Origin of the sequence: Accumulibacter sp., assembly GCF_032229525.1 — a bacterium.
GTDB lineage: Bacteria > Pseudomonadota > Gammaproteobacteria > Burkholderiales > Rhodocyclaceae > Accumulibacter.
Genome location: NZ_JAVTWB010000145.1, coordinates 15,696 through 30,348 on the forward strand (window position 1 = coordinate 15,696; position 14,653 = coordinate 30,348).

Consider the following 14,653-nt stretch of genomic DNA (forward strand, 5'->3'; position numbering starts at 1 on the left):
GCACGCCTCTCCGATCGCTGTCGCTGGCAGCGATAGCGGCTACGCTATCGGGCCAGCCTGTCGGGATTCCCGACAGCCGGCACCAGGCCGGACCGCGCAGTAGGCAGACGCCCCATCGCGCGAGCGCCAACGCGCGATGAAAGTTTGCGCCGGGCCTGCCGCGTGAGGCATGCTGGCGATCCGACGAGAAACGGGAGAAATCATGAGCACGACGATCAACGCCGCCTGGCATCTGGCCTCCCGGCCAGCCGGCCTGCCCACCGCCGCGAACTTCGCCTGGCGGGAGACGACCCTGCCCGAGCTGGCCGACGGCCAGGTGCAGGTACGCAATATCTGGCTGTCGGTCGACCCGACCAACCGCATCTGGATGAACGACGCCGACAGCTACCTACCCAAACTCGAGCTCGGCGAGGTCATGCGCGGCATTGGTATCGGCCGCGTCGAGGCCTCCCGCGACGCCGCCCTGCAGCCCGGCGACATCGTCCAGGGCATGCTCGGCTGGCAGCGTTACTGCGTCGGCCCGGCAAAAGCGCTCACCAGACTGCCGCCGATACCGCTGCCGCTGAGTGCGCATTTCGGCCTGCTGGGCCATATCGGTCTGACCGCGTACTTTGGCCTGACCGACGTCGCCGGTGCCAAGGCAGGCGAGACGCTGGTGGTTTCGGCGGCAGCCGGCGCGGTAGGCTCACTGGCGGTGCAGATCGGCAAGAACCTGGGCATGCGTGTGGTGGCCATCGCCGGAGGTGCCGAGAAATGCCGCTGGCTGCGTGACGAACTCGGTGCCGACGCGGTCATCGATTACAAAGTAGAGGATGTGGCCGCCGGGCTGCAACGGACCTGCCCGGAAGGTGTCGACGTCGACTTCGAGAACGTCGGCGGGCGCACCCTCGACGCCGTGCTGGGCAACCTCAAGCTGGGGGCGAGGATCGCGCTGTGCGGACTGATCTCGCAGTACAACGCCACCGCGCCCGAGCCGGGCCCGTCAAACCTCGCTCACCTGCTGATGCAGCGTGGCCGGATGCAGGGCTTCATCGTCCTCGACTATCTGGATCGTGCGCAGGAGGCCGCCGAGAAGCTGATCGCCTGGCACCTGGCCGGGCGCATGAAATACCGCCTCGACATTTCCGACGGCCTGGCGTCGGCACCCGCGGCGCTGGGCAAGCTATTCACCGGGGCCAACACCGGCAAGGTACTGGTGAAGGTCGGCGAGGAATAGCCGGCGGGCAGCGTCACCGCGACGCGGCGCGCTGTCACCAACTGTCGCCAGCTCAGCGCGGACGATGATCCCGGCGATACCGTTCAAAGGCACTGCGCACCGTTGCGCGCAGTTCGGCATCGTTCCACGGCTTGGTCATGAAACGGTAAATCTCGCCTTGATTTACCGCGTCGGTGACCGACTGCAGATCGGTATAGCCGGAGAGAATCATGCGTACCGAGTCTGGAAACAGCGCATTGGCACGGGCGATGAATTCGCTGCCCGACATCGCCGGCATGCGCTGGTCGGTAATGATCACGCCGACGCGGTGGCGCGCGAGGATCTCGAGGCCCTCAGCGCCACTGCTCGCGCTGAAGATTCGGTAGCGGTCGGCGCGAAGTAGCCGGCGCAGCGCACTGGTGATGTTCGCTTCGTCGTCGACCAACAACAAGGTCCGCGACGCTTGCGCCTCCTCGTCCGCGTCGCTGTCGCCACCCACGCTCAGGCAGCGCGCCTCGCGCAGCAGCACCTCGAAGTCCTGCTGCGACAGCGGCGGACTGAAGTAGAAACCCTGCATTTCGTCACAGCCGCGTTCGCGAAGGAACTTGAGCTGGGCCTCGGTCTCGACCCCTTCGGCAATGACCTTGACGCCCAGACTCTTGGCCATGGCGATCACCGCCAGCGCTACAGCGGCCGCTGCCCGGTCGGTGAGAATGTCGCGCACGAAGCAGCGGTCGATCTTGATCCGGTCGACGGGAAAGCGCATCAACTGGGCGAGCGACGAGAACCCGGTACCGAAATCGTCCATCGCCGTCGTCACCCCGACCGCGCGAATCCTGCTCAGCATTGCCGTCACCCGACCGCCATCCTGCAGCGCCAGGCTTTCGGTCAGCTCGACCTCCAGGTCGCGGCCGTTGAGCCCACTGCGCGCGATCGCCGCCCAAATCTGGTCGGGCAGGTCCTCGCTCTGGAACTGTCGCGATGACAGGTTGATCGCCAGGCGTGGCACCACCAGTCCAGCGTCGCGCCAGACACGCGCCTGCTGGCAGGCAGTGTCGAACACCCAATGGCCGATCGGGACGATCAGGCCGCTGTCCTCGGCAATCGTGATGAAGTCGTCGGGGGCAAGCATTCCGCGCACGGGGTGCCGCCAGCGCAGCAGGGCTTCGGCACCGACGATCTCGCCGCTGATCAGATCAAGCTGTGGCTGGTAGTGGAGTTCGAGCTCACCGTTCTTGAGCGCGTGCGCCAGTTCGCTTTCGAGGGCCAGCTGATTGGTGACACGGATGTTCAGTTCCGCCTCGTAGAACTGGAAGCAACCGCGGCCGGCCGCCTTGGCGCGGCGCATCGCCGCGTCAGCATTCTTCAGCAAGGTCTCGGAGTCCTCGCCGTCACGCGGATACAGACTGGCACCGATGCTGCAACTGATGGTGAACTCGCGTCCGCCCAGTTCGACCGGCAGAGCGATTTCTTCGAGGATGCGCGCGATCACCCGCGCCACTTCGTCCTCGCCGACCGGGTCGCCCAGAATCAGGACGAACTCGTCGCTACCCAGGCGGGCAACGGTGTCACCGTCGCGCACGCCGTCGGCGAGACGCGCCGCAAAAATCCGCAACAGGTCGTCGCCATGAGCATGACCAAGACTGTCGTTAACGCGCTTGAACTGATCGACATCGACGACCAGCAATGCCAGCCCCGCATCATGGCGTTGGGCATGGGCGATCGCCTGGTGCAGACGGTCGTGCAGCAGGTTGCGGTTCGCCAGGCCGGTCAGCGAATCGTGATTGGCCTGGTGTTCGAGCTCGTGTTGGTGGCGTCGGCGCTCGCTGATGTCGTTGAAGACGCTGACGAAATGACCGAGGCTGCCGTCCGGGGCGAAAACCGGCGATACGGTCAGTTCGCTCCACAGCGGTGTGCCGTCCTTGCGCTGGCCGCTCAAGGTCACCTGCGTGGTGCGCCGCTCACGCAAGGCTTGCCGCAGTTCATCGAGTTCGAGTTGATCGAGCTGGCCGGCGAGCAGAGAGCGGCCGTTGCTTCCAAGCATTTCGGCGGCCGAGTAGCCGGTGATCGCTTCGAAGCCCGGATTGACATAGGTGATCGGGTGATCCGTGGCCACCGCATCGGTGATCATCACCCCGTTTCCCGAAGCCTCGACGGCACGCTGCAGAACCACCAGACCCGCTTCGGCGCGGTGCGCGAAGATGCCGTAGGCGAGATCTCCGGCAAGCTCTTCCAGCAGCTCGACAGCGTCGTCATCGAAGCCTTGCGGGTCACCGCTGAGCAAGCCGAGCACACCGATTGGCGCCCCGCGAGCGACCAGCGGCAGGGCGATCGCGGCGCGCGGCCCGCGGTCGGCGAGGTCACCGACCCAATCGGAAAGGCAATCGGCGGAGCCGAACACGCAGCGCAAGGTCTGACGTTGAGCGAGGGCCGGCAGCGACAGCTCGACGCGAAAGCCGTTGTGCCAGCAGAGGCCGTCGAGCGCCGCCGCCGTGGCTGCAGCAGCCGGCTCGGCCGCGAGCTGGCCATCGCTGCCGACGAGCTGGACCCAGACCGCTGCGTAGCCACCCTGCCGGTGCAGCAGGTCGACAATCCGGGCAATGATTTCGCTATCGCTACCAGCACGTACCAGAGCAGCGTTGCAGGCGTGCATCAGGCGCAGCGACGCATTCAGCCGGCGTAGCGCCAGCGCCTGCCGGTGGTGTTCGCTGACATCACGAACCGAACAGGTGATGAGCAGTCCGGCGGCTTCGCGCAGGTAGCTCAGGCTGACCTCGGCCGGGAATACGCTGCCATCCCGGCGCTGGCCGGCGATCTGCGGACCGCGCAGGCTGCCGTGACGTGGCTGGGCGTCGAAGCGGGCGCGCTGCCCCTGGTGTCCGGCGCGCAGCGACTCGGGAACCAGCAAATCGATGCACAAACCCTTCAGGCCAGCCGGCGGGTAGCCGAACATCAGCTCGGCGCTGGCATTGGCCAGGGCAATGGTGCCGGCTGAATCGACCAGCAAAATGGCGTCGGCCGCCGTCTCGAGAACGCCACGGTAGCGCGCCTCGCCGGCGGCCAGTGCAGCCACGGCATGCTGACGCTCGAGCTCCGCCGCAGCGCGGTTGGCAAAAATCTCGAGCACCAGGCGCGCGTGCCCACCGTCGGGCCAGGGCTGCGCGCTGAAGATCGCCAGCACGCCGCTGACCGTGCCGTCGGCCGAACACAGGGGTGTCCCGAGGTAATTCTCGATGGCCGAATCGCAAAGCCGCGGGTCGTTGGCAAAGCGTTGTTGCACCCCGTCCAGCTGGATGCTGCCCGCTTTCGTCACCACCTCGCCGCAGAGTGTTCCAGCGATCGGATAGCTGCCAGCGGAAACCAGCCGGCCGTCGACGCAACCGGCGAGGATTCTCGCCTCTGCCGCGCCGGCGCCGACGCCGACGATTTCGTCGACAAAAGCGGCCTTGGCGTGCAGCGCTGCGGCGAGTTCGTAGACCAGTGCCTCAAAAAACGCCTGCCCGGTCTTGCGCGCCGTACCCGCAAACAGATGGCGCAGCAGCGCTTCCTGTTGCTCGCGCTGGCGCTCGGCACGGCGCTTTTCGAGGGCCAGTTCGACGGTGACGCGCAGCGCCTGTTCGTGCCACGGCTTGCGGATGAAGCCGTAGGGCGCCGAGGCGAGCAATCGCCCGAGGATCTGCTCCGGATTGACCGCCGAAAGCATCACCACCGGCACGGCGAAATGCTCGCGAATCATGGCCGCTGTCTGAATCCCGTCGAGTTCGCCCGGCAACAGGATGTCCATTAGCACCAGGTCATAGGTGGCGCCACGCGCGATGGCGATCGCCGTCGGCCCGTCAAAGGCCTGCGTCGTCTCGTAGCCAGCCGCGCCAAGCTGCAGCGCCAGCAGCGCCGCAAGTTGACGATCGTCCTCAACGATCAGAATTCGCTTCGCTTCGCCAGCACCGGGAACGGTGGCCAGGCGCTGGTGGCCGGCAGGACTGACATCGTCTTTCATTCGCACAGCCTCGCCAGGGTGAGCGAAAGCTCCGGCACCAGATCGCTCTTGCAGATGTAGGCGTCAACGCCAATCGCATCGGCCGCCTGGCGATACTCGGGCGTCGAATGCAGGGAAAGGATCAACAGCTTGACGTCGGCACGCTCCTGGCGGATGCGTTTCGCCGTTTCGAGGCCGTTGAGGCCCGGCATTGCGAGGTCGAGAATGACCACGTCCGGGCACACCTCGGACAGCGTCGCCAGCGCTTCCTCACCGGAGGAAACGCTGCCCGTGACTTCAAAGCCGGGCCGACGCAGCAACCGCTCGAGGAGCTTGCGAAACTCCAGACAATCATCGACCAGCAGTAGCCTGACAACGCGCATGACAGCAATCTCCTCGACGGAACATTCCTGTCAGGGTGAACCTCGAGCCGGTCTCGCGCCATCGGGCGATCCCCTAGAAGCGGCCAGAAAAATCCTGATCACCGGCCGGGAAGCCGGCCGAACCGAACCCTACTCGTCGGCCGAAACGAGGCCGGTCCGGATCGCGTAACGGGTCAGGCCGGCCACCTCGTGGATGCCGAGCCGCTCCATGATCTGGGCGCGATGCGACTCGACGGTCTTGGCACTGATCCCCAGATCGAAGGCAATTTCCTTGGCGCCGCAGCCCCCGGCGATGCGCCGCAGAATCTCGAGCTGGCGAGGCGTCAAGGCTTCGTGAGCCACAATGTCGCCATTCAGACGCGCCACGTAACCGTCGACAACCTGCCGCGAAACGCTTGGTGAAAGCCAGGTCTGACCGCGCATGACGGCGCGCAGGGCAAGCTCGAGTTCGACCGGTGCCGCGTCCTTGATCAGGTAGCCTACGGCCCCCGCTTGCAGCGCCTGCAAGACGTATTCGGCGTCGGCGTGCATCGACAGCACCACCACCCGCACCGCCGGGTACAGGCGGCGCACCTCGGCCGTGGCCAGCAGCCCGTTCATGCCGTTCATGGCGATATCGATCAGCAACACATCAGGTAAATACTCGCCGACGCGGCTAATCGCACCGCCACCATTGTCCGCCTCGCCGACCACCTCGACACCGGCGAAAGCGCAGAGCAAGGAACGGATGCCGGCACGCACGAGACCATGATCGTCGACGAGGACGACGCGAATGCTGTCGCTCACGAGCTCGCCTCGGGAAGAGGAAGCCTGGCGCGAACTTCGCTACCGGTGGGCTGCGAGATCACCGTCAGATCCCCGCCAGCAAGCTCCGCGCGCTCCTGCATCGAGAGCAGGCCAAGACTCTGTCCGCGCGCGGCGTTGGCCAACGCCGCCGCCACGTCGAAGCCCCTGCCATCGTCGCGAACGGAAAGTCTCAGCGCACCATCCGCAAAGCGCAACTCGAAGACTACGGCGGTCGCGCCGGCGTGGCGGACGACGTTGTTCAGTGCCTCCTGTGCGATACGGAAACAGGCGATCGCGGTTTCCTCTCGTAGTTGTGGCGGACACACATCAGCAACCAAGCTCGCCCGGATCCCGGCGTGGCGACAGGTGCTGTCGAGATGCGCGCGTAGTGCCGGCACCAGGCCCAAATCGTCGAGTTGCGGCGGGCGTAGCGCCACCGACAGCGAGCGTACCCGCTGCAAGGTGCGGTCGGCAATCTCGCCCGCCTCGCGGATTCCGTCGTCGTTGCCGCCACTCCAGCGGGTCAGGCCCTGCAGGACGATCTTGATCATCGTCAGGTTCTGTCCGATATCGTCGTGCAAATCGCGCGCGAGACGACGCCGTTCGGCTTCCTGCACACCGATGAGACGTGCCGAGAGCACATGCAGGCGCTCAAGCGTGCCACGCAGGTCGGCTTCGGCGCGCTGGCGCCGGACATCGGCATCAAAGTTGTCGAGCGCGAACGAGATGTCGCTGGCCAGTTCACCAAGCAACTCGATCAAGCCGTGGTCGAAGAAGTCGACCTGTCCGGCGTACAGGCTGAAGGCACCGACCACCTCGCCAGCGCGGCGGATGGGCGATGCCGCCGAGGCCCGAATCCCCGCCGCCCGTGCGCGCTCCTGCCAGGGACGCGTACGTGGGTCGGCCAGGTAATCGTTGCAGATCGCCGTGGCAGCCTCACGCATCGCGGTCCCGACCGGACCATGCCCCTCCTCCTCCTGGCCGTCGATCGAAATGCGCAAGCCGCCAAGATACGCCTTGGCCATGCCGTGCTCGGCGGCGACGCGCAGCCAGCCGTCGGCGTTGAGCAGCCCGATCCAGGCGCCGCTGACACCGCCATGGCGAACGACGATCTCGCAGGCGCGCTCGAGCAGCGCATCGGCCGACTCTGCGTGCATGATCGCCTGATTGGTCTGGGCGAGCGCGTTGTAGAAACCACTCAGCCGGCGCAGGCGCAGCTCGGCGTCCTTGCGATCGCTGATGTCACGGGCAATGCCAAAAACACCACGCACCTTGCCGGCGATCTGCAGACAGCCCTTGGTGGTCAGGAAGGTGCGGGTGAGGTCACCCACGCTGAACACCTCCTCCAGGGTCTCGCTCCTTGCCGTCGCCTCGATCCGCTGGTCGTCGGCACGAAAGCGGGCGGCCATTTCGGCGGGCAGCAGTTCGTCGTCGCGACGCCCGAGGATGTCCTCGCGGGTACGGCCGAACAGTTTCTCGAGGGCGTGGTTGCAAAGCACGTAGCGGCCAGCGCAGTCCTTGGCGAAGATGCAGTCGGTCGAGCCCTCGACCAGCGCCGAGAGCAGGGTCGCGAGTTCGTCTATGCGCTGATCCTGGCGCTCGGCTTCGATGCGCAACAGGGTGTCGTGCTGGTGTCGCTGCAGCGCGAGTTCGATCGCCAGTTGCAGCTCGCGGTCACTGTAGGGTTTGATCAGGTAGGCATACGGCGCCGTGAGGCGGGCGCGCGCGAAGTACTCGTCGTCCGCGTAGGCGGTCAGATAGAGCAGCGGGACACGTTGCTTGTCGAGAATCTCCTGTGCCGCCGCGATGCCGTCGACCTTCCCCGACAGCACGATGTCCATCAACACCAGGTCCGTGCGTTCCCGCGCCGCCAGCTCCACCGCCTCCCTGGCGGTGGCAACCGGCCCGGCGACCTTATAACCCATCGCGGCGAGCCGCAGCGCCAGCGCGCGCGCGACCAGCGGATCGTCCTCGACGACCAGAATGCGTTTGTCACTGGATGCAGTGTTGCTCATCTGAACCCTCCTGCGAAGCGGCAACCTCGACTCGATTACGCCCGCGACTCTTGGCGCGGTACAGCGCGCGGTCGGCGGCTTCGAGGAGTCGCCTCGCCGCGGAATGTTCGTCGAGTGCGGCGACACCGGCACTGAAGCTTACCGTGAAGTCACCGTCCGGCCGGTGGAAAAACAGATCGGCAAACAGGCGGCGGATTTCCTCGAGCACTGCACGCGCTGCCGGACACGGTGTCTCCGGAAAGACCACCGCAAACTCCTCGCCCCCGTAGCGGCCGATCACGTCCACCTGACGCAGACGTTGCTGCAGCAAGCGCGCCAGACTCTTGATGACGATATCACCGACGGCGTGGCCATGGCTGTCGTTGACCGCCTTGAACTCGTCGATGTCGATCATCGCCACCGACAGCGGCTTGCCACCCCGCCGGGCACGTATCACCTCGATTTCGAGTTGCTCCATGAAGCGGGCGTGATTGAGCAGACCGGTAAGACTGTCGCGAGTCATCAGTGACCGTACCCGTCGCGCCCGTTCTATGCGTGCGCCGACGACACGCTGCAGATGCTCGGGGGTGATCGGCTTCTGCAGGAAGTCATCACTGCCGTGTTCGAGGGCCACCAATTGTCGGTCACGGTCGGCCTCAACCGACAGGTAGATGATCGGCACCCCCTGCCAGGTATCGATCTGGCGGATGATCGCCACCAACTCGTCGCCACGACAGCCTGGAAGATACATGTCCATGACGATCAGATCGGGCAGCATCTCCTCCATCCTACCGAGCAAATCCTCCGGGCGGCTGACCAGTTCAGTCATGATGCCGGCGTTCGCCAGCACGGCAACCAGTGCCCTGCCGGTGCTCTGGTCGTCCTCGACAATCAGCACCCGCGCCTGCCGGTGGTCAATCTTGTCGACCAGATCGTCGAGCCGATCGACCAGCACGCCGATATCGAGCGGCTTGGTCAGGTAAGCATCACAACCGCCGCGCAAGGCGTGCAGGCGCGCCTCGATATCGCCGCGCTCGGAAACGACCAGCACCGGCACCGGCACCGGCGCCAGCGTCCGGACCTCCGCCAGCAGCGTCTGATCAAGCAGGCCGCCGGGAAAGGCAAGATCGAAGACCAGGGCGTCGGGACGCGTCTTGCGCAAGGCTTCGATGACCTCGACCGGCGTCTCGAAGAGACGCGCTTCGTAGCCGTATTGATTGAGTTTTTCAACCATCTCCTTGCCGAGCAGGCGATCGTCATTGACGACAAAGATCCGGCGCCTCCTCGGCGCATCCGGCAAGGCCACCACCACTTCCGCAGCCGTCACCTCGGCGACCGTCGGCGTGGCGACACCGACCGTCACCACCAGACTCGCCAGCAGCGCCTTGAGCTGCTCGTTCGCGCGATCACCACGCTCGGCGGGGTTTGCCCGCAGGCGCTGCACCAGCTCCTCGAGCTGGTGGGCCTTGGCCCCCAGCTGGAGTTGGCCAAAGGTTCCCGCCGCGCCGGCAAGACGATGCGCAGCCTCACGCAGCGCGACCAGCGCCGCCTCGTCCCAGTTCTCGGTGACCCCCGCCCACGCCGCTTTGATTTCGCCAACTCGTGCCGGCACCGAGTGCAGGAATTCCTCGCCCAGGTCGGCCAGTTGCGCGGCCAGTTGCGCGGCCAATTGGGCGGCACGGTCGGCACCGTCGACGGGTTCAGTGGGCCGATCACGCATCGCGGCTCTCCCAGAGGCTGCGCACGTCGTCAGCCAGCTTCATCGGGTCGAAAGGCTTGGTGATCACACCGATGGCCCCCTGCGCCTTGAGTGACATCACCTCGCCCGGGTGCGCGCGCGCGGTCAGGAAGATCGCCGGCACGGCAGCGGTTTCCGGCAAGGCGCGCAAGGCACGCAGGGTCGCCGGCCCGTCCATTCCCGGCATCATCACGTCAAGCAGCAGCAGTTCGGGGAGGAACTCGCGCGCGCGCAACAGGGCTTCTTCACCGGATGCAGCGAGCTCGACGGAAAAGCCACCGACGGCTTCGAGCGCCAGCTTCGCCACCGTGCGGATATCGGCTTCGTCTTCGACACAAAGAATGCGTTTCAGCGTACCGCTCATCATTTTTCCCCTGTTTTTCCTGTCGTTCCTGTTGGACTGCGCGCTTCGCCTCGCCACGCGCCCTGGGTGAGTTCACGCACGATCTCCACCAGCCGCTCGTTCGACGTGCGCGACTTGACCAGTCTGGCGACCACCGCATCCTGCGCCTCGAGGCGCGCCTCGGCGTCGCTGGCCGAAAAGATGATGACCTGCGGCTGCGGCGCCAATTCCTGGATCATCGGCAGCAGGCCCAGCCCCGAGCCGTCTGGCAGGCCGAGGTCGAGAATCACCACGTCGAAGGCCCTGCTGGCCAACTCGTCCCTGGCAGTAGACAGCGTTGGCGCGCCGATGATTTCCGCCAGATCGCCGAACTGAACGGCAACGATGCGCGCCAGATCGGCGTCGTCCTCGACGTGCAGGATCCGCGCCCGCTGTGACTTCCGGCCATGCACCGCGCGCTTGACGGCGGCGGCCAGTCGCGGCGGGTCGATCGGCTTGTCCAGCCAGTCGGACACCGCCAGCGGGCCGCCGATAATTGGCGTCGCCACATTCCTCGAACCCGAGACGACCACCACCGGCAGCTCGAAACCGACGTCACTGCTACGCAACTCGCGCAGCAGATCCATGCCGCTGGCGTCGGGCAAGCCCATGTCGAGGGTCATCGCAGCGTACCTGTGCGCTGCCAGGCGCTCCTTGGCAATCGCCGCACTCGCCGCCCAATCGACCCGGTAGCCCGCCTGCGTCAGCAGCGTCGACAGCAGCTGTGCGACATCGAGGTCGTCTTCGCAGACCAGCACCCTGGGCCCGTCGCCCGGCACCTCGTCGACGGGTTTCGCTTCACTCGACAGCGGCCCCCGCTCCACCAACATCTCCGGCAGCTCGAACCAGAAGCAGCACCCTTCGCCGACAACACTCGAAAAGCCAATCTGGCCACCCATCCGCTCGACCAGCGCCCGCGAGATCGAGAGACCGAGACCGCTGCCGCCCTTGTCGCGCGTCGTCGATCCATCGGCCTGCGAAAATTTCTCGAAAATGCGCGCGCGAAACTCCTCGGGGATTCCCGGCCCGCGATCGACGACTTCGATACGCAGGTGCTGGTCACGGCGCAGCAAGGAGACACCCACCGTCTCACCGCGGGGTGAAAACTTGGCCGCGTTCGAGAGCAGGTTGGCGAGTACCTGCAAGAAACGATCCGGGTCGACCCGTGCCCTGGCATCGGGAAGACGTGCAAGGATCTCGAGACGCACGTCATGCTGCACCGCGAAGCCATGATTGGCCTCGACAGCCCGCTCGATCAGCGGCATCAGCGGCTGTATGCCGAGATCGAAGCTGAGCTTACCCGACGCTATTTTCTCCATGTCGAGAATATCGTTGATCAGCGCGACCAGCCGCTCGCAGTTGTTGGCCGCAATACCGATCAGCGATTTCGCGCTATCCGGCAGTTCGCCCCCGACACCGCCCTCGAGCAAGCCCAGCGAACCGCGAATCGAGGTCAAGGGCGTGCGCAGCTCGTGGCTGACCGTCGACACGAACTCGTTCTTCAGTTGTTCGATCTTCTTGCGCTCGGAGATGTCGTAGTTGATGCCGATCATCCGCTGCGCCTGTCCAGCGCCATCGCGCAGGACCAGGCCGTTGGCCTTGATATAACGGAGCTCTTCGCCAAAGCGGCCGTGGACGCGAATGCGAAACTCGATGTCGAACGGCGTCTCGCCACGCACCGCCGCCTGCAACGCGGCGACGGCGAGATCACGATCATCGGGATGAATGGCGTCTTCCCAGACGGCGTAGGCGCCGCTGAAGTCTTCGCGACGAACGCCATAGAGCGCGTACATACGGTCGTCCCAGACCAGGGTGTTGGCCGTGATATCCCAATCCCATACCCCGAACGCGGCCGATTCGGCGGCCAGGTCCAGACGCCGGTTGAGCTCGTGCAGTTGCTCTTCGGCCTGCTTGCGTTCGGTGATGTCACGTACCAGCCCGATGAAACGGCGGCGATCGTTCACCACCACCTCGGTGACCGCCAGCTCCATCGGAAAACAACTGTCGTCGGCGCGCTTGCCGACGACTTCGCGACCGATACCGATGATCTTGCGCACCCCGGTACCACGATAGGCACTGAGGTAACCGTCATGCTCGCCGGCGTACGGTTCAGGCATCAGCATCTTGATGTTGCGGCCAAGCACCTCCTCGGTGCGGTAGCGGAAAAGATTCTCGGCGGCGAGGTTGAAGCTTTCGATCAGCCCCTGCTCGTCGATGGTGATGATCGCATCGAGCGTGTTGTCCAGCACCGCGCGGGTGCGCGCCTCCGATTCGCGCAGCTCGCGCGTCATGCCATCAGCCAGCTTGAGCGCGCGCGCGCGCGATCCGGCAAAGGCCTGCAGCAGGGCGAACAAGAGGACGCTGATCAGCGCACCGCCGGTCAACACGGTGACAGCGGTGCGCTTGACGGCCACCGCCGGATCGACCGCCTCGGTGCGTAGCCGCCACTCCCGGCCGCCGAACGCGAGGCGCGTTTCTCTGGCGTAGGCCGACGACGAGAGCGCTGCATCCGCCGGCGTCAGATGCAGCAGAGACAGCGCCTCGACACCAGCGCTGCCTGCCCGGCCGACGTCGACCACCGTCAGGTCAAAACTGTCCGCCTCACGCCCGTACACCCCGCGCGCCAGATCCTCCATCCGGAACGCCGCGTAAACCACGCCGGCGAAAGCTTCCCGCCGTTGCTCCACCGTCGCAATCGATGCGCCGTTGCGATACAGCGGCAACATCAACAGGAAGCTGGCCTGACTTCCTGTCTCCTGGACCAGTTTTACCGGCGCGGTTGCAGCGGGCGCACCGCTCGCGCGCGCATGCTCGGCAGCGAGCCGGCGTTCATCCTCGCTGAACAGGTCGAAGCCGAACGCCGCTTCGTTGCCTTTCATTGGTTCCGTATATTCAGTGACCAGGTACTCTGGCCGCTCGTCAGGCGGACGAATGGAGAATGCTGGATATCCTTGCGGTTCGAGTCGACGATCCGAACGGACAGCATCGATATAGGCGGCGCGCCGCGAGGCAGGCACGCGGCGCGCGAAACCGATGACCTGGACGCCAGGCAAACGCACCTCGAGATCAAGGCGCTGGATATAGCGTTGGAACTCGTCGCGATCTACCTCGGTCGATCCCGCGAAAAATCCCTGCAGGCCGCGCAGGACGCCTTCGTAGGCATCCAGTCGCTCCTTGAGTTGCAGGAAACGTCCCGCAGCGGCCCTGTCGAAAGCGTGACGTGCCTCGCCTTCGGCGATGCCGGCAGCCCATTGGCCCGCCCAGAGGGTCAACGCCAGGCCACCGATCAGCGAAAAAAGTGCGCTGCGCTGAATGCCGAACGGAGTCATCACTGGTCGCCACCCTCCACCACGTCGCTTGCCGACCCCCGCGCGTTGTCGCCACCTGATCGGCGCGGGTCACCCTCCGGGCGAAGGATGGGGGAATCGGAACATCAGTGGCCTTGTCATGAGTATAGGTTCTGCTGTGAACCACGGTCAATCAAGCATTTGGGGGAGCACGCTCCGGAAATGAGCCCTCACCGCTTTTCCCTTGCAGCCCTGGCGCGCGCGTCGCCGAATCACCGGCGCCTTGTTCGAATGCAGTGTTTCGCGCACACTGGCCGCCCACCCGCAAGAGAGCCCGTACATGGCACTGAAAGCCACCATCTTCAAAGCTGAACTCACCGTGTCGGATACCGATCGCGGCTATTACGCCACGCACGCGCTGACCATCGCCCGCCACCCCTCGGAGACCGACGAGCGGATGATGGTGCGCTTGCTGGCCTTTGCGCTACATGCCAGCGACACCCTGCAGTTCACCAAAGGACTGTCCACCGAGGATGAACCCGATCTCTGGCAAAAATCCTTGACTGATGAAATCGAGCTATGGATCGACGTCGGCCTGCCGGATGAAAAGCATCTGCGCAAAGCCTGTGGTCGCGCACGGCAAGTGGTTGTCTACGCCTACGGTGGCAGCAAGGCGAGCCTCTGGTGGGAACGAGTGGCCGACGCACTTGGCCGTTTCGACAACCTGAGCATCTTCACCCTACCGCGCGAAACAAGCGTCGCGCTGGCCGCGCTGACCCAGCGCGGAATGACTATCGCCTGCATGATCACCGATGGCAGTGCCTGGCTGAGCGATGCCACAGAGAATATTCTGGTCGAGCCGGCGGCGTCGATGACTGCCCACGTCCGCGGCCAATAGTACGCGCCTGGTGA

The 14,653-nt window shown here is 65.3% G+C and carries 9 protein-coding genes; 2 read left to right on the forward strand and 7 right to left on the reverse strand.

Annotated elements, in window-relative coordinates:
- Positions 1-202 precede the first annotated feature (202 nt).
- The gene (locus RUW20_RS10890) at positions 203-1,216 is read left to right on the forward strand and encodes an NADP-dependent oxidoreductase (protein WP_313952235.1); all 1,014 of its coding nucleotides are present in this window, start codon (positions 203-205) and stop codon (positions 1,214-1,216) included.
- A gap of 52 nt (positions 1,217-1,268) precedes the next feature.
- Here the strand turns inward: RUW20_RS10890 and RUW20_RS10895 are convergent, their stop codons facing one another.
- From RUW20_RS10895 to RUW20_RS10925, 7 genes are all read right to left on the reverse strand, one after another.
- Positions 1,269-5,192, reverse strand: coding sequence for an EAL domain-containing protein (locus tag RUW20_RS10895; RefSeq protein ID WP_313952236.1), 3,924 nt, complete (start codon positions 5,190-5,192; stop codon positions 1,269-1,271).
- Positions 5,189-5,554 (reverse strand): response regulator transcription factor, encoded by a 366-nt coding sequence (locus RUW20_RS10900; protein WP_313952237.1) that lies wholly within the window; start codon positions 5,552-5,554, stop codon positions 5,189-5,191. Before RUW20_RS10900 ends, RUW20_RS10895 begins: the two co-directional genes overlap by 4 nt.
- A gap of 129 nt (positions 5,555-5,683) precedes the next feature.
- Positions 5,684-6,340 (reverse strand): response regulator transcription factor, encoded by a 657-nt coding sequence (locus tag RUW20_RS10905; protein WP_313952238.1) that lies wholly within the window; start codon positions 6,338-6,340, stop codon positions 5,684-5,686.
- The gene (locus RUW20_RS10910) at positions 6,337-8,355 is read right to left on the reverse strand and encodes a GAF domain-containing protein (protein ID WP_313952239.1); all 2,019 of its coding nucleotides are present in this window, start codon (positions 8,353-8,355) and stop codon (positions 6,337-6,339) included. The genes RUW20_RS10905 and RUW20_RS10910 overlap by 4 nt, the downstream gene beginning before the upstream one ends.
- The gene (locus RUW20_RS10915) at positions 8,333-10,054 is read right to left on the reverse strand and encodes a diguanylate cyclase (RefSeq protein WP_313952240.1); all 1,722 of its coding nucleotides are present in this window, start codon (positions 10,052-10,054) and stop codon (positions 8,333-8,335) included. The genes RUW20_RS10910 and RUW20_RS10915 overlap by 23 nt, the downstream gene beginning before the upstream one ends.
- Positions 10,047-10,436 carry a response regulator gene (locus tag RUW20_RS10920; protein WP_313952241.1) on the reverse strand — a complete coding sequence of 130 codons (390 nt, stop codon included), beginning with the start codon at positions 10,434-10,436 and terminating at the stop codon, positions 10,047-10,049. The genes RUW20_RS10915 and RUW20_RS10920 overlap by 8 nt, the downstream gene beginning before the upstream one ends.
- Entirely contained in the window at positions 10,436-13,783 is a 3,348-nt protein-coding gene (locus RUW20_RS10925) for a CHASE domain-containing protein (protein ID WP_313952242.1), read from the reverse strand. Before RUW20_RS10925 ends, RUW20_RS10920 begins: the two co-directional genes overlap by 1 nt.
- Positions 13,784-14,081: 298 nt before the next feature.
- On the opposite strand from RUW20_RS10925, the gene RUW20_RS10930 reads away from it, so the two are divergent.
- Complete coding sequence (locus tag RUW20_RS10930) at positions 14,082-14,639, forward strand: YaeQ family protein (protein ID WP_313952243.1); 558 nt, start codon at positions 14,082-14,084, stop codon at positions 14,637-14,639.
- Positions 14,640-14,653: the final 14 nt, after the last annotated feature.